This window comes from Erythrobacter cryptus DSM 12079 (genome assembly GCF_000422985.1).
Taxonomy (GTDB): Bacteria; Pseudomonadota; Alphaproteobacteria; order Sphingomonadales; family Sphingomonadaceae; genus Erythrobacter; species Erythrobacter cryptus.
In genome coordinates this window covers 1-21540 of sequence record NZ_AUHC01000020.1, presented here as the reverse complement: position 1 = coordinate 21540, position 21540 = coordinate 1, and the positions used below count along the sequence as shown (strand labels likewise).

Annotated in this window: 25 protein-coding genes and 2 pseudogenes; 4 read left to right on the top strand and 23 right to left on the bottom strand. The window is 64.7% G+C overall.

The window, feature by feature from the left end:
• Positions 1-824: S1C family serine protease (locus G524_RS0111290; RefSeq protein WP_036857831.1), on the bottom strand; the 824-nt coding region annotated here is incomplete at its 3' end.
• Between the two features lie 1174 nt (positions 825-1998).
• Here G524_RS0111290 and G524_RS0111285 point away from each other — a divergent pair.
• The gene (locus G524_RS0111285; RefSeq protein WP_027443806.1) at positions 1999-2652 is read left to right on the top strand and encodes a DUF6969 family protein; all 654 of its coding nucleotides are present in this window, start codon (positions 1999-2001) and stop codon (positions 2650-2652) included.
• A gap of 3 nt (positions 2653-2655) precedes the next feature.
• On the opposite strand, the gene G524_RS0111280 is transcribed toward G524_RS0111285, so the two are convergent.
• The 13 genes and pseudogenes from G524_RS0111280 to G524_RS0111230 all read right to left on the bottom strand — a co-directional run bounded on the left by G524_RS0111280 (position 2656) and on the right by G524_RS0111230 (position 13409).
• A complete protein-coding gene (locus G524_RS0111280; protein ID WP_027443805.1) occupies positions 2656-3255 on the bottom strand; it encodes a carboxymuconolactone decarboxylase family protein in 600 nt (199 codons plus the stop codon).
• 16 nt (positions 3256-3271) lie between these two features.
• A complete protein-coding gene (locus tag G524_RS17320; RefSeq protein ID WP_084625159.1) occupies positions 3272-3457 on the bottom strand; it encodes a GDCCVxC domain-containing (seleno)protein in 186 nt (61 codons plus the stop codon).
• Positions 3458-3468: 11 nt separating this feature from the next.
• A complete protein-coding gene (locus G524_RS0111275; protein ID WP_027443804.1) occupies positions 3469-4188 on the bottom strand; it encodes a cytochrome c biogenesis CcdA family protein in 720 nt (239 codons plus the stop codon).
• 18 nt (positions 4189-4206) lie between these two features.
• On the bottom strand, positions 4207-4683 hold the full coding sequence (locus G524_RS0111270; protein WP_169447847.1) for a thioredoxin family protein: 477 nt from the start codon (positions 4681-4683) through the stop codon (positions 4207-4209).
• A gap of 56 nt (positions 4684-4739) precedes the next feature.
• A complete protein-coding gene (locus G524_RS0111265) occupies positions 4740-5354 on the bottom strand; it encodes a CDP-alcohol phosphatidyltransferase family protein (protein WP_027443802.1) in 615 nt (204 codons plus the stop codon).
• A gap of 4 nt (positions 5355-5358) precedes the next feature.
• Positions 5359-6615 carry a NupC/NupG family nucleoside CNT transporter gene (locus G524_RS0111260; RefSeq protein ID WP_027443801.1) on the bottom strand — a complete coding sequence of 419 codons (1257 nt, stop codon included), beginning with the start codon at positions 6613-6615 and terminating at the stop codon, positions 5359-5361.
• Between the two features lie 23 nt (positions 6616-6638).
• Entirely contained in the window at positions 6639-9614 is a 2976-nt protein-coding gene (locus tag G524_RS0111255) for a TonB-dependent receptor domain-containing protein (protein WP_036857841.1), read from the bottom strand.
• 125 nt (positions 9615-9739) lie between these two features.
• On the bottom strand, positions 9740-11233 hold the full coding sequence (locus G524_RS15780; protein ID WP_245561357.1) for a dihydrolipoyl dehydrogenase family protein: 1494 nt from the start codon (positions 11231-11233) through the stop codon (positions 9740-9742).
• Between the two features lie 159 nt (positions 11234-11392).
• Positions 11393-11657 (bottom strand): annotated as a pseudogene (locus tag G524_RS17235) (TVP38/TMEM64 family protein); the annotation flags it as partial.
• A 267-nt stretch (positions 11658-11924) separates the two neighbouring features.
• Complete coding sequence (locus G524_RS16870) at positions 11925-12086, bottom strand: zf-HC2 domain-containing protein (protein WP_156894081.1); 162 nt, start codon at positions 12084-12086, stop codon at positions 11925-11927.
• 22 nt (positions 12087-12108) lie between these two features.
• Positions 12109-12708: a sigma-70 family RNA polymerase sigma factor gene (locus G524_RS15775; RefSeq protein WP_036857830.1), complete on the bottom strand. Its 600-nt coding sequence runs from the start codon at positions 12706-12708 to the stop codon at positions 12109-12111.
• A complete protein-coding gene (gene nrtS, locus G524_RS0111235) occupies positions 12709-12939 on the bottom strand; it encodes a nitrate/nitrite transporter NrtS (protein WP_027443798.1) in 231 nt (76 codons plus the stop codon). It lies immediately after the preceding gene.
• Positions 12936-13409: an OsmC family protein gene (locus G524_RS0111230; RefSeq protein WP_027443797.1), complete on the bottom strand. Its 474-nt coding sequence runs from the start codon at positions 13407-13409 to the stop codon at positions 12936-12938. Before G524_RS0111230 ends, nrtS begins: the two co-directional genes overlap by 4 nt.
• 279 nt (positions 13410-13688) lie before the next feature.
• Between G524_RS0111230 and G524_RS0111225 the strand changes: the two genes are divergently transcribed.
• On the top strand, positions 13689-14594 hold the full coding sequence (locus tag G524_RS0111225; protein WP_027443796.1) for a LysR family transcriptional regulator: 906 nt from the start codon (positions 13689-13691) through the stop codon (positions 14592-14594).
• Here G524_RS0111225 and G524_RS0111220 read toward each other — a convergent pair.
• The 9 genes from G524_RS0111220 to G524_RS0111180 form a co-directional block, all read right to left on the bottom strand.
• Positions 14548-15723, bottom strand: a complete 1176-nt coding sequence (locus tag G524_RS0111220; protein WP_169447846.1) for an FAD-dependent oxidoreductase — start codon at positions 15721-15723, stop codon at positions 14548-14550. The genes G524_RS0111225 and G524_RS0111220 overlap by 47 nt on opposite strands.
• Positions 15720-16373: an NrsF family protein gene (locus G524_RS0111215; RefSeq protein ID WP_245561356.1), complete on the bottom strand. Its 654-nt coding sequence runs from the start codon at positions 16371-16373 to the stop codon at positions 15720-15722. Before G524_RS0111215 ends, G524_RS0111220 begins: the two co-directional genes overlap by 4 nt.
• The gene (locus tag G524_RS0111210; RefSeq protein ID WP_027443793.1) at positions 16370-16894 is read right to left on the bottom strand and encodes a sigma-70 family RNA polymerase sigma factor; all 525 of its coding nucleotides are present in this window, start codon (positions 16892-16894) and stop codon (positions 16370-16372) included. Before G524_RS0111210 ends, G524_RS0111215 begins: the two co-directional genes overlap by 4 nt.
• On the bottom strand, positions 16891-17349 hold the full coding sequence (locus G524_RS0111205) for a DoxX family protein (protein ID WP_027443792.1): 459 nt from the start codon (positions 17347-17349) through the stop codon (positions 16891-16893). Before G524_RS0111205 ends, G524_RS0111210 begins: the two co-directional genes overlap by 4 nt.
• Positions 17346-18119 (bottom strand): HvfC/BufC N-terminal domain-containing protein, encoded by a 774-nt coding sequence (locus tag G524_RS16375; RefSeq protein ID WP_051221171.1) that lies wholly within the window; start codon positions 18117-18119, stop codon positions 17346-17348. The genes G524_RS0111205 and G524_RS16375 overlap by 4 nt, the downstream gene beginning before the upstream one ends.
• Positions 18100-19017, bottom strand: a complete 918-nt coding sequence (gene bufB, locus G524_RS15765; protein WP_051221173.1) for an MNIO family bufferin maturase — start codon at positions 19015-19017, stop codon at positions 18100-18102. Before bufB ends, G524_RS16375 begins: the two co-directional genes overlap by 20 nt.
• 32 nt (positions 19018-19049) lie before the next feature.
• Entirely contained in the window at positions 19050-19385 is a 336-nt protein-coding gene (locus G524_RS15760; RefSeq protein ID WP_051221169.1) for a BufA1 family periplasmic bufferin-type metallophore, read from the bottom strand.
• Between the two features lie 16 nt (positions 19386-19401).
• Positions 19402-19698: a BufA1 family periplasmic bufferin-type metallophore gene (locus G524_RS0111185; RefSeq protein ID WP_027443791.1), complete on the bottom strand. Its 297-nt coding sequence runs from the start codon at positions 19696-19698 to the stop codon at positions 19402-19404.
• A gap of 77 nt (positions 19699-19775) precedes the next feature.
• Positions 19776-20309 carry a TetR/AcrR family transcriptional regulator gene (locus G524_RS0111180; RefSeq protein ID WP_211219347.1) on the bottom strand — a complete coding sequence of 178 codons (534 nt, stop codon included), beginning with the start codon at positions 20307-20309 and terminating at the stop codon, positions 19776-19778.
• A gap of 50 nt (positions 20310-20359) precedes the next feature.
• Here G524_RS0111180 and G524_RS0111175 point away from each other — a divergent pair, with 50 nt between their 5' ends.
• A complete protein-coding gene (locus G524_RS0111175) occupies positions 20360-20818 on the top strand; it encodes a nuclear transport factor 2 family protein (RefSeq protein ID WP_027443789.1) in 459 nt (152 codons plus the stop codon).
• 288 nt (positions 20819-21106) lie between these two features.
• Positions 21107-21540: pseudogene (locus G524_RS16660) on the top strand (transposase); the annotation flags it as partial.

Below are 21540 nucleotides of genomic sequence, written 5' to 3'. Positions count from 1 at the left end.
AGCTGCGGCACCACCCGGTTGACGGTATCGACCGGCACGGCAAAGCCGATCCCTGCCGAAGCGCCCGAGGGGCTGAAGATCGCGGTGTTGATGCCGATCAGCCGCCCAGCCGAATCGAGCAGCGGCCCGCCCGAATTGCCCGGATTGATCGCCGCGTCGGTCTGGATCAGGTGATCGATGCGGCTGCGCCCGTCCTCGCTCGGCAGGCTGCGGTCGAGCGCCGAGACGATTCCGGTGGTCAGCGTCCAGTCAAGCCCGAAGGGATTGCCGATGGCAAAGACCTTCTGCCCGATCCTGAGATCAGCGCTGGTCCCGATCGGCACCGGCGGCGGGCGGCGGAAATCGATCCCGATCTTGAGCACCGCAATATCATGCGCGGGCGAGGCGCCCACCAGCGCGGCCTTGTAATCGCGCCCATCGGCCAGCCGCACCCGCGCCTGCGAGGCCCCGGCAATGACGTGATAATTGGTGACCACGTGCCCGGCATCATCCCAGATGAAGCCCGAACCCGTGCCGCGCGGCACCTCGAACACGTTGCGGGTCCACAGATCGGCCACAAGCTCAGCGGTTGAGATGAACACCACCGAATCGCGCGCCTTTTCAAACAGCGCGATGGTGGCCTTCTCATCCTCGGCCAGATCGCCGCGGGCGGTGACCACCCGGCTTTGCGCATCCGGCGCGCCTGAGGCTGCGGACGGGGCAAGCCGCTCGCGCAGCACGGGCATGAGGTACCACAGGCCGATGAGCAGGGCGGCGATAAGCGCGACCGCCCACAGGCGGCGCAGCAGCGGATCGGGGTGACGGGGGGAGGAAGGCGGCGGCATGCAAGGCTCCTGCGCGTGTGAGAGGCCCACATCCGACACTTGCGCGCGCCGCGCAATGCTCCGCTTGCGCCAATGCGGCGCGCGGCACGCTGATGGTCAAGGGAAGGGCAGCGCTGGCGGAGGGAGAGGAACCGGGATCGAACCTTCTCCAATGACGCCCGCAAGACCTTACCCCAGCTCATGATCCTGATCCGACTGTGCACTCATCAGAAGGGAAGGCGCCCGCCACGGTCGAAACTGGTGACGGCCAGTCAGCGCAATCGCGCATGGCAGGCGCCCTTCCTGCTTCGGTGGTCAAGGGCGGCGCGTGTTGGCGTCGATCAGGCGTCGCGCCTCGGCAATGGCGCTGGCCGTGGTGATAGTGCCAACATGGGGCCGTCGAGATAGCAAGGAAGGTGCCGCCACGGGCGAGGATCAGCACGCGCTTGGCATGGTCAAGATCGGGCCGCCCCGCCGCCCTCCACCCGTCGCACTCTCGGCACGTCGGCAAAGTGGGCAGCCAATCCAGGCTTGTTTCGCGCGGCACGGTAATCCTGATTTCCTGGCCAGCGCGTCTCTCCGTTGCGCAATTGCTGGATTTGACGATGGTGCTGTAACCGGATGGCCGATCCCACCGAACTGGATACTGGGGGGAAGCGAGCAGGCGCAGCGGCGCCAGATCGCCACGCATCCCCGACAAGCGGCAGAATCCCTGTGGATCTGCCGGTGCCGGGCATGGGCGCTGCACGGCACATGTATGATCTGCGCCTGTCTGATCGGGGAAGCCGCATTATGAAGAAAACCAGACTTGCCTCCATGCTTGCCGTCGCAGGCGGATTGGCCATTGCCACGAGCGCTTGCGCACAGACCTGCCAGGCTGCGGACTGTTCGGCGGCGGCAGACCAGATGACCAAAGCCGACAGTGGTTCTGGCTGTGCCGCAGGATCGTGCGCTGCGGCCGGTTGCAGCGCGGCGAAGTGTGCTCCAGCGGGCTGCGCCGCGGCCGGCTGTGCTCCCGCCGGCTGTGCTCCCGCCGGCTGTGCTGCGGCTGGTTGCAGCGCGGCGAAGTGTGCGCCAGCAGGTTGTGCTGCCAAGCGCTGATTCATATTCTTTGATTCATATTCATGAAGCCGCTGCCCGTGCCGGTGCTGCATCGAGGCGCCGCCGGCACGGGCACACCAGAGCGGGGGGAAACTTGCAGAGCGAAATCGAGGCAGCCCGCACCGTTATCGATGCCATCACCCGAATGGCAGCCGAACGGCGGCCGCTGATGCTGCGGGTCTTACCTGGGGACGAGATCCACCATTGGCAGCACTATCCCGAAAACGATGCGCGCGACGCGGTGACCCGGTCGCGCTGGTATTATCATGTCCATCCGCCGGGCGATCGCGATCCGGCGGAACATGGCCATTTCCACCTGTTCCTGCACCGCAGCCAGCTTGCCGACCCGACGGCCACGCTTGCCGGACCGGCCCTGGGTGAGAATGCGCCGGCGCATGTCACACATATTGCGGGGCTATCCATCGCCCATGATGGGGTTCCGCTTGGCTGGTTTGCCACCAATCGCTGGGTAACGGATGAATTTCTTTACCCGGCCGAGATCATGGCCGCCCATCTCCCCCATTACAACGTCGATGCAACGGCCGAAGACGATCTGGTGAACCGATTTCTCACCGCCATGGTCGCTCTCTATCGCGCCGAGCTTGGGGAACTGCTGCATGTGCGTGACCGGCGCCAGGCCGAGTTGAACGCCCAGGGCGGGCCGGCCGCGCTGGAGCGGGACAATGCGGTCCTGGCCTTCATGCCGATCGATCTCGACGAGAAGATCGAAGGCCTTGGCCTTGTCTGACGGTCAGGCCTGCGGATCGATGCCCCACATCGCGGCCAGCCGCTTGTAACTCGGCTCGCCCACGTGCGGATCGGCGGTGCTGCCACCCATCCGGGCAAGGCGGGCTTCCAGCTCAGCGGGTGAAGCGGCCAGCGGATTGGCCTTGATGCCACAGCCTTCCACGATACGGTTCATGAAGTTGAACAGGGCGCACACGCTCACCGCGTCGAACAATGCCTGTTCATCCCACCCTGCGGCATAGACCGCTGCGGCATCGGCCTCGGTCATCATCGCCGGGGTGCGGGTCAACTTGCCGACATAGGCCAGGATCGGCTTCAGCTTCTCGTCCACCGCGCTGGTCGCCAGATCGGCCATCAGTCCTTCAAACAGGTCGCTGTCGATGCCGAAGGCCCGGGCCGCCACCACATGCGCGCCGTGGCAATACGTGCAAGCGTTGAGCCCCGAGACATAGGCCGCAATCAGCTCGCGCTCGGCGACGGTCAGGGGTGACCAGTCGCGCAGCAGCCGATCATGGTAATCGAGCAGTGGCAGCACGGTGTGGGGAAAGCGCCTGAATACCTTGGCAAGATCGGGCTCGCCCTCGATCGAGGGGAAAACGGGCATATGACACTCTCCTTGACTATTGCCTGGGCGGACAGGGCACCGTGCCATAGGAGCAGAACACGCAGCAATCTCCCGGCAGCGGCCGCAGATTTTCGCCGCAGTGGCTGCAACGATAGAAGAAGCGGCAGGCATCTGTCGGCATGGTTTCTTCCTTGCTGGTTCCGCAATGAGGGCAGGTGAGCACGGATTGCAGTATCGGCATGGTTCCAACCCTCAAAACTGTGTGGTCAATCGCACCAGTTGATCGGGCATGATGCCAAGCACGGCGGCTTCCAGGGGCTTGTCCAACCCGGTCACGACGAGCAGACCGACCGCCAGCAGCACCACGCCAAGAAGGGGCTTGGCGATCCGTGCCACCGATTGCAACCGCCTGGCATTCCAGCCCAAGGCGCGGCGGGAAGCGAAGGCCAGCGCCAGGATCGACAGCATCACCCCCAGAGCGAAGAAGGCGAAGGTGAAGAAAGCTTCCAGCAAGCCCTCGCCCTGGCTGGCGGCGGCAATGGCGGCTCCCAGGGTCGGCCCCACGCAAGGCGCCCAGACCAGCCCCAGCAACAGGCCGACCATGAACTGCCCGGTAATGCCGTTGCCGTCGATGGCTTCCAGACGCTGCCCGGCGCGACTGGTCAAGGGTGCGGCCAGCGCCGTCAGTGCCGATTGCGCCGCCGGAACGAGCAGCAGCAGGCCCGCCCCGGCCAGCAATGCGCCCGCCAGCGTGCGGATCAGCGCTTCGTCAATTCCCAACTGGAAGCCAAAGGCAATGATGGTGAAGCCGAATATGGTGAACGAAACCCCCAGCCCTGCCGCCAGGGCCACCGGCCCCAGGTGGTGCTTGCCCAGCGCCGATGCCACCAGCACCGGCACCAGCGGCAAGACGCACGGATTGAGGATAGTCACCAGGCCGGCCACGAAGGCCAGCAGGAATGCGCCGATCATTATCCGGTCTTGCCTGGGTCAGGCCTGAACGCCGGCAAGGATTGCCTTGCGCAACCTTTCCGGGTCCGTCTCGGCAACGGACCGGGCGGTTTCCCGGCGTCCGCGGAACACCAGGATGGTCGATTGGCGGGGTATCCGATGTTGCGCGAGGAACGCCTTCTCGGTATCGAAGTCCACCTTGTACAGGATGGCTTCAGCCAGCGCCGGGTCTTGTGCCACTGCATCCAGTATCGGCGCCTGTGCCCGGCAGGTGGGACACCAGCTTGCCGAAATATCGACCACGATGGTCTTGCCCGCCGCCTGCGCCGCCGCGAAGCCGGCTTCATGGTAAAGCTTCCAGGGCGCCTTGACTGAAATTCCCGATACGGCCGGCTGCGCCTGTCCACTCGCAGCACGGGTAGCAGCGGGCGCCTCTGTTTCTGAAGGCGCAAGCCACCAGGTCGCAATTGCGGCAACGACCACCAGGGTCAGTGCCATCATGATCTTTCGTCCCATCCTTGCTGCTCCTTGTGGGCTCTTGTTCGGCGATCTCGGTGCCAAGGTTACAATCATCAGCCTCGCCCGGGGCCGAAGCTGGCCCAGGCAAGCGCGCTGCGCTGGAACACGGTGAGCAGGCAGAGCGCGGCATAGCTCCAGGCCAGCAGCGGGAAATGTTCTGGCCACAGGCACATGGCCACGAACACGGCGATCGTTTCGGTGCCCTCGGCAAGGCCGGTAGAATAGAAGAAGCTCTTGACCCCATGAGCACTGGTCTGCTGCCCGCGCTTGGCCGCCAGCGTGGCAAAGGCCAGAAAGCTGACCCCGGTGAGGGTGAAGCTGGCCACCAGCACAAGGGCTGGCAGGGCATTCGCCCTTGCCGCAAAGCCGAAGCCCAGTGGCACCGCGAGGTAAAAGGCAAAATCAGCCAGGATATCGAGATAGCCGCCCAGATCGCTCGGTCCGCGCGCCCGCGCAACGGCACCATCGAGACCATCCAGCAGGCGGTTGAGCAGCACCAGCCCAAGCGCTGCCGGATAGTGCTGACAGGAAATGGCCAGACCAGCCGCGATCCCCGGAACCAGGCCCGCCAGCGTCACCACATTGGCCCCGATGCCTGCCCGCGCCAGCCCCCGGCCCAGCGCGTTCAGCGGCGGATCGATCAGTGGGCGCAGCTTTGCGTCGAACACCCGGCTAACTCCAGGTAACCAGGCCGATGACGGCCCCCGTCATCAGCGTGGCAAGGTTGCCTGCCAGCCAGCTTTTCAGTCCCAGCGCCGCCACATCGGCGCGGCGCGCGGGGCACAGTTGGCCCACGGTGGTCACGATCAAGCCCACACTGGCGAGGTTCGCCACGCCCGACAGCGCATAAGTGGCGATCAGCAGGCTGCGCGGGGAAAGGGTGCCGGGGGGCAGCGCGGCAAGGTCGAGATAGGCAACATATTCGTTGAGAATGGCCTTGGTGCCCATCAGGGCGCCTGCCGCCGGCGCTTCATCCCACGGAACGCCGATGGCCCACATCAAGGGGGCAAAGGCCCAGCCGAACAGCCGCCGCAGCGTGATCGCCGCGCCATCGACCACGGGTAGCAGGGCCAGCACCTGATCCACCAGCGCCACCAGCGCAAAGACCACGATGATCACCCCGATCACCGCCAGCACCAGTTGCACCCCATCCATCGTCCCGCGCATGGCGGCATCCATCGTGCTGTTATAGGCAAGGTCCGGCTCGCCTGCATCAGTTCCGGGGGTGCCATCGCCTGGCACCATCAGCCGCGCCACCAGGAGCGCAGCCGGCAGCGAGATGAGCGAGGCCACGATCATGTGCCCTACCGCATTGGGCACGGTGGCCGACAGGGTGGTGGCATAAAGCACCAGGATGGCGCCCGATATGGTTGCCATCACCATGACCATTATCGCGAACAGCTCGGCCCGGTTCATCCTGTCGAACCAGGCGCGCAGGATCAGCGGCGTTTCCACCACGCCAAGAAATATCGTGCCTCCTCCGCCAAGGCCCACCACGCCGCTCACCCCCAGCGTGCGGCGCAGCGCCCAGGCCAGGGCGCGCACCGCAGCCCGCAGCACGCCCCAGTGCCACAGCAAGGCAGAGATGGCGGAAAGCACGATGATCAGCGGCAGGATCTGGAAGGCGATGATCGTGGGTGGTGATGCGCCTTGCGCAAGCACGAAGGGCACCGGTCCCCCGCCCAGATAGCCGAAGATGTAGGACGAACCCGCCAGCGTCGCCCGCTCCAGTGCGAACACCGCTTCATTGGCATAGCCAACCAGTGTCCACACCAGGGGCACGCGGGTCACCACCAGGGCGATGCCCACTTGCAACAGCAAGGCCCCGCCGATCCAGCGCCAGCCGGGCCTGGCCTTGCGGTCTTCCGACAGGCCCCAGGCCAGCAGCAGGATGGCGGCAACCCCGATCAGGCCCTGAACGTGCTGCATTGTCGCCATCCCCCATTCCTCCGTCAGAACTTGTATGAGGCGCCGAACTGGAACTGGCGCGGCGGCCCGGCATTGCGTTGCACGAAGGGCGCACCACCGCCAAACTGCACCTGGTTGCTGGTGGTTGCGGCATTGGCAAAGCCGCTTTCATTGTTGGTGTTGAAAAGGTTGAACACGTCCGCCCGCAATTCCAGCGCGCCGCCGGCGACGGGCAAGGCATAGTCCAGGCCCAGATCGACCGTGGCCGACCAGCCCAGCCGTGCCGAATTGCGGCTTTCCCCCGGATAACGATCGGAATTGCCGACAAAGTTCTCACCGAAACTGGCCCCGTCGCCGTTCAGATCCTGCGTGCCGAAGATCCGCGCATCGGGCACCAGGTTGACCGGCTGGCCGCTCTGGAACAGGCCCGCCAGGCTGATGGTCAACCCCTCTACCGGATAAAGGTAACCGACGGCCGAGATCACATGGCGCCGATCATTGGCCGATGGCCCCCATTCGGTGCTGAAGTCGTTGTTCTCGGCGCGGAAGTTGATATCGTCGGTATCGTTCTTCAGGCTCGACAGAGTATAGGCCAGCCGGAAGGCATAGGGATCGGCACCGCGCACCTTCACCGCTTGCAGGATCAGCGCCTTGTATTCGGCCTCGCCCTCCGTTTCCGATACGGTGATCTGCCGTGCGCCGCCGGGCACCTGCGCCACCGGGCGGGTGGCATCAGCCGCGGCCTGCGATCGGACCAGCCCCAGCGCCTCGGCAGCGGCAAAGCGCGCCGCATTGTCGGGCAAGGCTTGCAGCATGGCGATGTTGGCGGGAGTCAGGTTGGCCAGGTTGGGCGTGAAGCGGGCAGGCGCATTGAGATCGCGCAGGCGCACAAGATTGTGGCTGCGTGCATAGATCACATCGGCCGACAGGGTAAGGCTGTCAGTTGCCTGGAACTGGTAACCCGCACTCAATTGCACCGAGTAGGGACTGTCATAGCCGGTCGGGCTGAGGATGCGCGCCTCGTTGATCGTCGCGCTTTCGCGCAGGTCCTGCACTTGCTGCGGTGAAGGACAGGCGGCAACGGTGGTGCAGGCAGGAGATACGGTCAGGTTGCCGGCGAAGGTGATGTCGGCCAGATCGGTGCCCGCCGGAATCCGGCCAAGCGCCTGCAATTGCCGCAACTGGCCAAGAAAGCCCGGGGCAGTGGTGTTGCGCTGCAGGGCATCGGAAATCACCGCATAGCTGAGCTTGCCGTAGAACAGCCCGGCTCCAAGCCGCACGACCGAACGGGCATCAGGCCGCCAATTCAGCGAAGTGCGCGGCGCCAGATTGTCGGTATCGCTGCTGCCGCCACCTTTGCCGGTCAGGCTGTCATAATCCCAGCGCAGGCCGAGCGTGGCGGTGACCTGCGGCGACAGCTGCCATTCGTCCTCGACATAGATCGCCACCTGGCTCTGGCTGGTGCCGAAACTGGCGGGGCGCAATTCGACGGTATAGTTGGCGACCGCGGGATTCAGCGCCAGCACCTGCTGCGCGGTCAGACCGAGTCCGGCGCCGCTGCCACGCAAGCTGGCCAGCTGCTGTTCCGTGAGGTCCACGGTAAAGTTGCCATCAGGGTTGCCGCCGCCCAACAGATCGAAATCGGAATGGATCGCATCCACGCCAAAGGTCAGCCGATGGGAGCCAAGCTCGCGCCCGAACCGATGGGTGGTCTGCCAGGTTTCCTCCAGATCGTTGAACACGAAGCCGGGATGGCCGACCACGCCCACGGTCAGCCCTGAAGGATCGCGGATTGTCACCTGCGGACCTGCGCCATCCACCGGTTCGCCATAGTTCCAGCGAAAGCGGCTGTATTGCACCGCGCCATCATAGGACCAGGCATCGCCGGAATGGGTGATGGTCGCCGCGGCGAGGGTGGAGATGCGGTCCTGATCCGATCCAGCGGAAGGAAAGGTGACGTTGCCGCCGCCAAGGCCGCCACCGGGCCGTTCGATCGTCACGCGCCCATGGCTGGCGCGCAGGCCCAGAGTCCATTCGTCGGTCAGCCGATGGTCGATCCGCAGCGAGCCGAGAACGAACTCGTTGTTGCCGGTCACGCTCTCGGTCACGCCCAGCGCGGGGGCATCGACGAGCTGCTCATTGCGGTCGCGGGTATATTCCAGGTTGGCGTAGAAGAATGTCCGGTCGCGTGCGATCGGTCCGCCAAGAGCGAAGCCGGCCTGGTAGCGCTCAAAGCTTTCGCCCACCGGATTGCCCGACAGGTCGCGGCGCGGGAACGGGCTGCTCGCATCCAGTGGCCGGCCGGGCCGCACCAGGGCATAGACTTCACCCGTCAGATCATTGCTGCCCGAAGGCGAGGTGTAATTGACCACGCCATTGGCCGTTCGCCCATATTCCACCGAATAGGAATTGGCGAGCACGGTCACCTCGCGGGTGAAGCCCAGCGGCACGGGAAACTTGATCCCGCCCAGAAAGTTCTCGTTGTTGTCCAGCCCGTCGAGCAGGTAATTCGTATCGAGCCCATTGGCGCCGTTGATCGAGATCGACGGTGCCTCGGGGAAGAAGCCAGTGGATGGCACCACGTTGGGCAACCGCACCAGCGCACCCAATACATCGCGCCCCTCGATCGGCAGGGCCACCAGCTCATCCCGGCCAAGCGAAGCGGATACTTCGGCATTCACCGTGTTCAGCCCGGTCACCGATCGCGCACCGGTGACAACGATGGTATCGCTTCCTGCGCGCGAGAGCCGCAGGGTGACGCTGCCGGTATAATTGGCGCGCAGGTCGATCGAGGTGGGCAGGCTGGCCTCGTAACCCCCGCTCGCCTGGGCCGTGATGACATAGCTGCCCGCAGTGGTCAGGCCTTCGATCCGGACGAAGCCTTGTGCGTCCGAGCGCACCTGACGTGAAAAGCCGATGGCGGAGTTCTCGACGCGAACCTCGACATTGGCGGCTGGCTCTCCGGTGACGCCATCGACCAGCGCAATCCGGATGCCAGCCTGCTGGGCCTGCGCAGGCATGGCGATCACAGCGGTGATCAGACTTGAGGAGACCAGCAGGCGACGGAAAATGCAGGACAAAGAAAATCTCCGGGAATCTGTTGGCGGTGGGGTGCTGTCGTCCAAGGTGCCCGTAATCTTACACCTCACCCGCGCCGCCACGCATGATAGCGTTCCACCAGCCGAAGCAGCCGTTCGGGCTTGCGTGCCTTCTTCCATTCGCCGGCGGCATACTTGTTGGCTTCGGCCATGGTCGGATAGGAATGGATCGTGCCGAGGATCTTGTTCAGCCCAAGGCCGTGCTTCATCGCCAGCACATGTTCGGCCAGCAGTTCGCCGGCGTGCTCGCCCACGATGGTCACGCCCAGGATGCGGTCCTTGCCCGGCTGGGTCAGCACCTTGACGAAACCTTGGGTGGCGCTGTCGGCAATGGCGCGGTCGAGCTCGTGCATGGGGAATACGGTGACATCGTGGGCGATGCCCTGCTCGCGCGCTTCCTGTTCGTTCAGGCCCACGCGAGCAACTTCGGGATCGACGAATGTGGACCACGGGATCACGCGATAGTCCGCCTTGAATCGGCGGAGCTGGCCGAACAGCGCGTTGACGCTGGCATACCAGGCCTGATGCGCGGCAACGTGGGTGAATTGATAGGGGCCGGCAACGTCCCCGGCGGCATAGATGTTGGGATAGAGCGTGGCAAGGTATGCGTCGGTCACCACGGTCCGCTCGGTCTCGATGCCCAGCGCTTCCAGCCCGTAGCCGGTCAGGCGCGCCTTGCGGCCCACGGCCAGGATCAGCGCATCGAAAGGCAGGGCCTGCTCCCGCCTCTCATGGCTCACGATCAGGCTCTTGCCCTCAACCCGCAAGGCATCGCGGCCGGTCAGCACGGTCACGCCCGCGGCTTCCTGCGCCGCGCGCACCAGGGCTGACACTTCGGCATCCTCACGCGGGAGCAACCGCGCGCCGCGGTCCACCTGCGTCACCTGTGCGCCAAGGCGGGCCAGGGCCTGAGCCAGCTCGCATCCGATCGGGCCACCGCCCAGCACGACGATGCGGCCCGGCATCTCGTCCAGCCTGGCAAACTCCTCCCACAAGGTATCGCTGGTAACATAGCCCGATCCCTCCAGCCCCGGCAGGTCCGGCACAATGGGCGCGGCGCCTGCGGCAATAACGATGGCGCGCGTGGTCAACCGCCGGGTGCCGCCATCGTTCAGGGCAATGTCCACGGTCCAGGGATCGACGATCGTGGCATAGCCCTGCACCACGTCCACCCCCAGGCTGGAATAACGCTCGACGCTGTCATGCGGTTCAATGGCTGCAATGATGTCGTGGACGCGGCTCATGACCGCCCTGAAACTGAATTGCGGGCTTGCAGCCGCCAGCCCATAGCGATCGGCATGGCGCATCTGCTCGGCCACGCGCGCACTCTTGATCAGGGCCTTGCTGGGCACGCAGCCGTAATTCAGGCAATCGCCGCCCATCTTCGATGCCTCGACCAGCGTCACTTTCGCCCGCACGGTGGCGGCGATGTAGGAGGAGACAAGGCCCGCCGCCCCGGCGCCGATCACCACCAGATTGCGATCGAACTTGCGCGGCCGCCGCCAGCGGGCATAGACGCGGCGACGCTTGATGATCCCCATGATCCATCTGCCGATCCACGGCAGCAGGGCGAGCGCTGCGAACGAGCCGAGCAATGCAGGAGAGGCTATGTCCGCCAGGCTCTCGATCGCGGCCAGCTGCGTGCCTGCATTCACATAGACCACGGTGCCCAGCAGCATGCCCGCCTGGCTGACCCAATGGAAGGTTGCGGTGCGGATCGGAGTCAGGCCCATCAGCAGATTGACCGCAAAGAACGGGAAGACCGGCACCAGCCGCAGCGAGAAGAGGTAGAAGGCCCCGCCGCGTTCGATCCCCTGGTTCAGACCCTTCAAACTTCTGCTGCACCCAGTCGCGCAGCAGGTAGCGGCTGGCAAGGAAAGCCAGTGTCGCGCCGATGGAGCTGGCGAAGGACACCAGCAAGGTGCCCGTGACCAGGCCGAACACTGCCCCCGCCGCCAGCGTCATGATCGCTGCGCCCGGCACCGACAGCACGGTCAAGAGGACATAGGCGATGAAGAACAGCGCCAGCACCAGCAGTGGGTTCGCCTCGTAAAGACCGCGGATTGCATCGCGCTGCTCCTTCAACGTCGCGAGCGTCAGGTATTGCCCGAGATCGAAGGCAAACCAGGCGGCAATGGCAAGCACCAGTGCCAGGGCGAGAACGATACGCTTCATCCGGTCTTGTCTCCTGTTCGCTCGAACTGGTGATTGGTCGCCGGAAGCTGGGATTCCTTACGTGCCAGGCGGATCGTCCTCGCGGGCGAAGGCGCGCGCAGCCGCGCCCAGCAGAGGCAGTTGCCGCTCGAACCGGGCACATCCGCGGCACAGGCCGATATGCAGCCGCAGTTTCATGCGCTCCGCAAGGCCCAGCTTGCGGTCACGCGCCTGCGACATCAGGAAGGTGGCTTCGTGGCAATCAAGCAGGCTCAGCCTCCTCGCCGAACCAGTGGGTCTGCAGGCAGGCCCGCAGGGCGAGCCGGGCGCGATGCAGGATGACGTGAACATTCGTGGCGGAAAGGCCCAGTTCGGTGCAGATTTCGGATGTCTCCAGTTCAACCACTTCGCGCATGAGGAATACTCTGGCCTGCTGGGCCGGGAGGCGGTTCAGGCAATGATCGAACTGGCGCAGGAAATGGCTTGAGTGGATATCGGCTTCCGGATCCTCCCAGACCGCTGGTCGGGTCTCATCCCGCCACATTCCCCGTCGATCAAACAGGGCGGGAAGCGGGCCTTCATCCGCTGCGCTGGCCAGTGTGCTGGCCGGCAGAGGCCGGCGCTGGCGCTGGCGGATCAGGTCGGCAATCTTGTTCTTCAGGATCGCGATCAGCCAGGTCTTCAGCGCCGCCTGCCCGCGGAAGCTGGCCGCGTTCCTCATCGCACCCGCCAGCGCTTCCTGAACCACGTCCTCAGCTTCACTGTCATTGCCCAGTTGCAACCTCGCAAAGCGCAGCATGTCTTCGCGAATGTGGGCGATGGACAGCTCTTCGCGGGCTGCAAGGGTAGCGCTCGGGATCATTCAGCCCCCTGGAGCGATAGCCATGCGCGCGCCACTGTAGCTGGCGACCAGGAAGGGAACCACGTGGTTCAAGGCCAGCTTCAGCCAGTCTGGCGATGCGCCATGCCATAGCGCCGGGCCGTGGTTGATCAGGTTGAGGCACAGGCCCACCACCAGCGACACCCGCAGGGCATTGCCCGCCACCGGTTTGCTGAACATCATAGCCAGCAGGCCACGCTGGTGCCCGGTCATCCGGCTGCGAGGCCAATCGGGCGCGCCGTGCCATTGAGAACGAGGGTGGTGCTGGTCGGCACGGCCTTTGCCACCGTCTCGAACGCCATGCACGCCTTGCGGCACACTTCGGTCAGGTGGATGATCTTCTCTTCCGGCTCATCGCTGTCGATGATCACCGCGCAGGTAAAGGCGTCGCAACCGCCTGCGCCCTGGCCACCATCGCCCGCAACACCCAGCGAGGACCAGAATTCGCCCCGCATCTCCACCTTGATGCGCTTTATCTTCAGCGGGTTGCGGGCAAGATAGCCGGTGATGTGCGTCAGCATGCAGAAGGCAATGGCGCTGGTCAGATAGCCGAGCGGCGAAGGAGCAAGGTCCGTGCCGCCGATCACCGTGCCTTCGTCGCAGAAGATCTCGTATCCGCTCCAGCCCGGCATCGGGCTGATCAGATAGCCGCGCTTGCCCTGCCAATTGGTCGGCTCGGCCACGGTGTTGATGGCAAAGCGCAGCGGATCGCCGGGCCGGATGGTGGGGCGCTGATAAGGCGGCAGAGCCTCCAGCGCCGGATCGCTCTCCGACCTTTTGATGGCCTACGTGAATTCATAGTCAACCGCCCACTCGGGACGTGGCTTGCCGGCATGGCTTGGCATCTCTTCCTCCCTGTTCGTGCACCACAAACACGGATCTTGCTCAATTCATTCTAGGAATCGCACACTTGGCGAGAAGTCCTCAATTTGGCAGAAAATATATTCTGAAAGGGAATAAAAATGGATCATGCCGAAACGCTGCGCATTCTGCTGCGCACCGCCGAACTGGGCAGCTTCTCGCGCGTGGCGGCTGAGCGGGGCCTGCGTCAGTCCACCGTCAGCAAGGTGATTGCCGGGCTGGAACAGCGCTGGTCAACCACGCTGTTCCAGCGCACCACCCGCCGCGTGACGCTGACCGAGACCGGCGCGCTGGCAGTGGAGCGGGCGCGCGTTGCGCTTGATGCGCTGGACGAGCTGGACCGGCTGGTGGGCGAGACCGACCGCGAGCCGGTGGGCCTGCTGCGGATCCATGCCTCGGTTGCCTTTGCGCGTTATGTGCTGGCGCGGCTGGTAGCCGATTTCGTCCGCCTGCATCCCCGGGTGCAGATCGACTTCGTAACCGCCGATCATGCGATTGATCTGGTGGAGGAAGCGGTTGACCTGTCCTTCGTCACCGGCCCGTTCCGCGAAGGCAGCCATTCATCGCGCCTGGTTGGCCGATTCGAACGGATCGTGGTGGCCGCGCCGGACTTCCTTGCCCGCACCGGCCCGGTCGCTGATCCCACTGCGCTTGCCGCACTTGCGTGCATCATCACGAGCTATGAGCAGGCAGCCCAGCGCTGGCGCTTGTCGGCAGGCGCACGGACCGAGGAAGTGGTGGTTGCAGGCCCGGTCAAGGCCAGCTCGGGCGGAATTGCCCACGAACTGGCATTGGCCGGACTGGGAGTGGCGCTGGTGCCCGATTATCTGGTCAGTCGCGATCTGCAGTCTGGCCGGCTCGTGCGCCTGTTGCCCGAGTGGAAGGGCGAGGCCGAAGAAGCGCGCGCCATCTGGACCGGCGGAAGGCGCCTGTCGTTCAAGGCCGAGGCGCTGATCGGCTTCATTGCAGAGCGTCTGGCGGGCCACCCGGACGCTGCCGGGCTATGAATCGCCGATCGATCCAGTTCTTGAGCCACCAGGCCAATCGCCCGCCGAAGGCCAGCTTGCCCCACGAACCGATTGCGCGGCGTTCGCCCGTAGCCATCAGGTATAACGTCCGCTCGCGGGGCCGGTAGGTTCTCATCGGCCGGTCTGCCAGGGCCGCCCGGAGGTTGGCGGCCAGCACTGGCCCGGACTTGACCGCGTGAACGCCCGACCGCGGCAGGAGGCGGTCGATCCGCTCGACGATGTCGCCAGCAGCAAGGATGTTCGGGTGCGACACGCTGCGCAAATCCGCGCCAACCGCCACGAAGCCTGCGTCCGTCGTCCTGAGGCCAGAACGCGCAAGCCAGCTTGGCGCCCTGCTGCCGGTGGCGGCAATGACATGGCTTGCGGGCAGGCTTATCCCATCAGACAGCAACAGGCCATCCTGCGCGCCAACCGCGTGCCCGTGGTGCAGGGCGATCCCGCGCCGCGCAAATTCCGCCAGCACGCGCCTGCGGACGCCATCGGCATGGCCTTTGAGGAACTCGCCTTGCGGAACGATCAGCGCAACCGGCGATCCGATTCCGCGCAAGGCAACCTCTGCCGCCAAGGCCATTTCCACCCCTGCCGCCCCGCCTCCGACCACGGCAAGGCGGATGCAGGCGCCAGCGCGCACCTTGGCGACGAGCACGGCCCAGCCCTGCATGAAGTCATCGACCGGCTTCACCGCAAGGACGCGCGGCCCAAGACTGGCAAGCGCCGAAAGATCGGCCTCACCGCCCGTGGCCAAAGACAAGAGGTCGAATTCAAGTGCCAAGCCGCCGGCCAGGAGAAGCGTGCGCTTGTCGGCATCCAAGCCGCAGACCCGATCGATGATGAGCGTCGTCCCCGCCTTGCGGGCAAGCGGCTCAAGATCGATCATCAGGTCTTGCCTGCGACAGATCCCCGCCATCCAGGCCGGCAGCAGCCCCGAATAGGCAGTGAAGCGGGAAGCGGTGACCAGCACCCGCTGCGTGTTCGGGAATTCATGCCGCGCCCAGTCGGCCAGGACTGCCAGATGGGCATGGCCGCCGCCCGCAAGGATCACGCGCGAGACCGCGCCTTCACCCGCCTGACCAGGTAAGGCAGGATGACCAATCTCGATTCGGTTCACCAACGGATCAGCCGGGGCACCACCATACGCCCGGCAAGGGCGCTCAGAGCCACCACGCCGCCATGCCACAGGCCGATATGCACGATGTCATTGAAGGCGCAGTGCAGCGAATAGGCGAAGGTGCCCAGGCTCCCGGCAGCGATACCGGCGACCAGACCGGCCCGTTCAGGCGATGTCGGCGCCCCGCGCCGCAACCAGATGACCAGCACCGCAAAGGCCAGCAAGCCCAGTGCACTGCCCATCATCAGGCAATCAAGGCCATGGCCCGCAGCCTTGCCGGTGAGCGCGGAAGTCTTCCCGGCAAGGGCAAGGGCGAACCCTGTTGCCGGCAACAGGGCGGCCATGGCCGTGGCCCAGGCCCAGCCTGAATGGTCGCTGCCAACCCGCGGCCGGCCCATGGCCAGGACACTCACGCTCGCCGCCAGTCCCAGCAAGAGGAACAGCCCGTTGGCCAGGAGAAACAGGGGATCGGGCGATCCGGTCAGCAAATCGGACCGCAGGCCCACCATCGTCGCCACGCCTGCGATCATCGCGGCCATGCTGGCCACCACCACGCCCAGGCCGCGCCAAAAGCTGAGCGGGCGCACGGGCCTGAGGTCGTCGACCAGTTCGGCGATGAGCAGATTCGTATCTCGATTCATCACATTCATGCTTTCTCGATCAGCGCGGTCAGCTTCTTCAGACCGCGGTGGATGTTCACCTTTATCAGCGATTCGCTCTGGCCGCAGGCCTGGGCTGCCTCGGCCACGGACAGGCCGGCAATCTTGACCAGCTCGATCGCCCGCGCCTGTGGTTCAGGCAGGCTCGCGAGCAGGCGATCCAGGCTGATGCGCGCCGCAATGGCAGGCTCCTGATCATAGCCGGGCAGATCATCCGCCAGCTCACCCTCTTCGGCGCGGTAGAACTGGCGCAGGTGATCGACCCAGCGATAGCGGGCAATGGCCGCCAGCCACGGCAGGAACGGTCGCGAACTGTCCCAGGTTGCCAGCTTGCGATGCAGCGACAGCAGGGTTTCCTGCACAAGATCATCAAGCTGTCCAGGGGCAACCCGACGCATGAAATAGCGGCGCAGCCAGGTCTGGCATTCGTCCAGCAGCACACCATAGGCCTGCCGGTCACCCGCCTGGGCCAGCGCCATCAGGCGGGCCATCGAGGTGTCGTCGGGCTTCACCGCTTGCACCAACGCAACAGCAGCGCATCAAGCGCAAGCGCGCCACCACCGCGCATGATCAGAACCAGCGCCAGCGCCACCCACAAGGAATGCACTGGCCACCAGGCATCGGGATAGACGAAGAACTGGATCACCAGCGTCATTCCCAGCAGGGCCAGGGCCGAAAGCCGGGTGAACAAGCCCAGCACCAGAAGTATGGGAAACAGGTGTTCGGAATAGGTTGCCATCACCGCGGCCAGATCAGGCGGCAGGGGCACGCCCGAATAATCGTTCTCGAACAGGAAGCGCGTCGTATCGCTGATGTCGAGCAGACTGCCCTCTTCCACCTTGGTTCGCCCCGATCGCCAGAAGATGCCTGCCAGCACCACGCGCACGAAAAGCAAGGTCAGGTGCTGCAGTGGGCCGCTCGTTACCAGGGCAACGGCCCGGTCATAGAATTTGAGGATCGCGGTCATGCCAGCTCCTTTTCCTCAAGATCGGCTTGCACCAGGACAAACGCGCCTGCCTGAAGCAGGGACAGGAAGGGCGCCATGAGATCGTCGCTGGTGCTGCACCCGCTGCACCCCGGTTCGGTCAAGGCCGAGAAAAGGTTACCGATTGCAATCGGCGCCCTGGCGAGAGACAGCAGCGAAAGCATGTCCCGCGTGGCTGGATGGACCAGGACTTCACCCCCAGGCCGGGTGATGAGGAGGGCATGAGCCTGCTCAAGCACGGGTGCCTCGCGGGCAAGCTCACACCGGAGCGCGCGCCCGAACCGTTCGATGCGCGCTGCCGGGTGGCTGACGATCTGCATGGCCACAATCCCTTCCGGGGGGATTCCGGCAAGATCGGCCAGGGTCAGGGGGGCGGCATCGGCGGCATGGTAGGATTGCAGCCACAGCCATTCGAACCGGGCCATGTCGGTCGCAGCCTCGCCCGCAGCGGCCTGTTCAAGAAAGCGGGGAAAGCCCGCGCCGATCCGCGCCAGCGAGCCCCAGGGCATTGGCCGGTTCTCCAGAAATCGCCGCGAAAGCAGATTGAAGCTGGTTTCGCCCAACAGGCGGCGCGTTCGCGGAAAGGTCTCTTCCAAGGCCACCAGGCGACCATGGCTGATGGTGTTGGCGTGCACCTTCATTCCGGCGATGATGCGTGCGGCAGGGCCGCGAAATGTCTCGATGTCGAGAAATTGCGGTCCGCGCTCAAGCGCAAGCATGGTCAACTTCTGGCTATGCGCGAGCGAGATCATGTTCGCACTCCGGGCAATCCGCGCCTGACGAGATGCAGTCGGCGATCAGGCATTCTGCCTTGCCGGCCTCGCGCATCAGGTCTTCGTACGGGGGAACATTCGTGTCCCATTCGATCAATACCGGGCGCGGGCCGGCCCGGCGGATGAAGCGGACAAACAGGGCCCAGGTTTCTGCCGAAACCGGCGAACCGTGATCATCGATCAGCAATGGGCCATCCTCGCGCTCTTCGCGCGCATGGCCGGCCAGATGGATTTCACCCACCAGCGCAGGATCGATTGCATCGATCATCGCGCAGGCATCAAGGCCCAGGTTGGTGGCCGACACTTCGATATTGTTGATATCGAGCAACAGGCCGCAGCCGGTGCGCGCACACAGCTGGTGGAGAAAGGTCACCTCGTCCATCTCGTCGCAGGCGAAGGCCAGATAGCGCGATGGGTTTTCGATCAGGATCGGCCGCTTCAGGCGATCCTGTGCCTGGCTGACCTGGATGACAAAATGATCCAGCGCTTCCTGGGTGTATGGCATGGGCAGCAGATCTGGATAGCGATTGCCGGCCATGCCACTCCAACTCAGATGATCGGATACCAACCAGGGCTGATAGCGATCGCACATCGCCGCAAGCTGTTCGAGTTCATGCTGATCCAGCCCATCGGCACTGCCCAACGAAAGGCCGACCGAATGGAGGCTGATCGGCATATGGCCGGCGATAGCCGTCAACCAGCGGTGCGGCGGACCGCCTGCCCCGGCAAAGTTCTGCGGATGCACCTCAACCCAGGCAGGTGCTGGCTGTGATGAAGAAATGCTGGCTGACACCGCTTCGAGCACCGCAGCATAATGTTGCGGCTTCAAACCGATCCCGACTGCAGGATGGGGGGGCATGGCAGAACGGGAGTTCATGTCAGCCAGCATTCTCAGGCGACCCGAGGGCCTCAGCCCTTTCGAGCCTTGGGGGCTGTGTTGCCTTCATGCGCGGTCAACGTGCCGCCAAGTTCTTCGCAGGTTCCCGCCGCCACGTATTTCCAGGCATTGCCCTGATAGTCGACGGTCGAGGTGCCGGCACAGGTAGTTCCCGGCCCGGCCGCGCAATCGTTCTGGCCAGCCAGAGCAATGCCATAGCACTTTTCCTGCACGGCGATCTCGGTCGTCCCGTCATCGGCTGCAGCATCGTTGCGGGATGCGCTGGAGCCGCTGCCGCACGCCGCCAGGGTTGCGGCACTGGCCAGGGCGATGGCCCAGGTGGACGAAGGAATCTGCAAAAGGTTCATCCGTTGGCCCCTTGCCTTAACTGCGCTTGGGCACGGGGCGGGCATTGCCTTCGCGCGGGGTCAGCGAACCGCCCATGCGCACGCAGGTGCCGGCATCAACATACTTCCACGCGTTGCCCTGATAATCGACGGTCGAGGTGCCCGCGCAGCTGGTCCCCGGACCGGCGGCACAATCGTTCTTGCCCTTCAGGGCAACGCCATAGCAACGTTCCTTGGGTGCGCTTGCCTCCTTGGCGGCCGATGGCGCGGTGGCGAGGAGGGCGGCGGCGGCAAGAGCCGAAGCCGCGGCGGCGATGCTGGTAGTGGTCTTCATCCGAGAATCCTTCCTGATCTGGTGTGAGAGCGGCAAGCGCTCTCACACAAGGCAGTTCGCGCGGATCGCCGGAAAGGTTACAGCCGCTCCGCCAGGATTTGCATTGCAATATCGCGAGCATCGCGCGCGGTCGATCCGCCGTACCCAAGCGTGGCCATGATGATGGCGCCTTCCTTCAGGATTGCCAGCTGCCGGGCAATGGCGGCCGGACGGGAATATCCGGCCGCACGCGCGAGGCCTTCCAGCCGGTCGGTAATCCGCTGAACATGAGCCTCAGCCTCGGCCCACACGGGATTGCCGTCCTCCTGATACTCCGCGCTGGCCTTGATGAACATGCAGCCGCAGAAATCGGGGCTGGCAAACCATTCGTGCAAGGCATCGAACATGGCCAGCAGCTGCCCCGGCGGATCGGGCGCAAGTTCCGCCATGCGATTGAACAGGAATGTCCGGATCTGTTCGTCACGCAGGCGCAAGGTGGCGATCACCAGATCATCCTTGGTGGCAAAGTGCTTGTAGATCGCCGTCTTGGAAATACCCGTCTCGGCCGCCAGCAGGTCCATACCCGTTGCCTGAAAGCCATGACGATAGAACAGCGCCAGGGCCTTGCTCACCAGCTCATCGCGTCGGTTGAGCACGCAAGTCGGCGCCGGGAGGACAGTCAATGAGTTCCGAAATTCAGTTTACGCGCGATACCGCCATGGCCAAGGTGCGGGCTGCGGAAGATGCCTGGAACAGCCGGGATCCCGAACGGGTCAAGCTGGCCTACACGCCTGATTGCCGCTGGCGGAACCGTTCCGAGTTCATTTCCGGGAGGGACGAGATCGCCGCATTCCTTGCTCGCAAGTGGGCGCGCGAACTCGATTACCGCCTGATCAAGGAACTGTGGGCCTTTTCCGGCAACCGGATCGCCGTGCGCTTTGCCTATGAATGGCGCGATGATTCCGGGCACTGGTTCCGGTCCTACGGCAACGAGAATTGGGAGTTTGCTGCCGATGGACTGATGCGGCGCCGCCATGCCAGCATCAACGATCTGCCGATCGCCGAGGCCGAGCGCCTGTTCCGCTGGCCGCCTGGCGCACGGCTCGCTGACCATCCGGGCTTGACCGAGCTGGGGCTCTGAAACCTTGCAGGGCGCCACGGGCAAGCCATGGGCATCAATCCAGACCTTGCCCGAGGCCGGATGCGTTGAACCTCCGGCGTTGGCGGCCGCGCCCGATCAAAGGCTTGTGCACCATTGTCTGGCCGCCGGTGCCGGCTTGGTCGGTGGGCGGCAGCCTGGCAGGGCCGCGCAAGGTTTCAGGAGGATTGTGCCAGTCTTGCGCGCAAGTCAGCGATCTCGCGATTGACCTGCCCCCCGCTGGCTCCCTCGATTTGATGTAGAGTCTGCCCCAAGTGAAGGAGCAGATGAATGAGGAAGAGTCGTTTCACCGAGGAGCAGATCATCGGTATGATCAAGGAGCAGGAGGCTGGGCTGCCGACTGCCGAGGTCTGCCGCAAGCATGGGTTGAGCCCAGCGACCTTCTACAAGCTGAAGGCCAAGTATGGCGGTATGGAGGTGTCGGATGCGCGGCGCCTGCGATTGCTTGAGGAGGAGAACAGCAAGCTCAAGCGGCTGCTGGCGGAGAGCGTGCTGGACAATGCGATCCTGAAGGATCTCTTGGGAAAAGTCTGACGACGCCAGGCCAGCGACGGGACGTGGCGCTCGGCGTGATGCGAGATTACCAGATCTCACAGCGCCGTGCCTGCGGGCTGGTTGGCGTCGCCCCCAAGACGGTCCGGCGAGAACGTCTGCCTGACAATGCCGAGATCCGCGAGGAGATGCGCGAGATCGCCGCTCAGCGC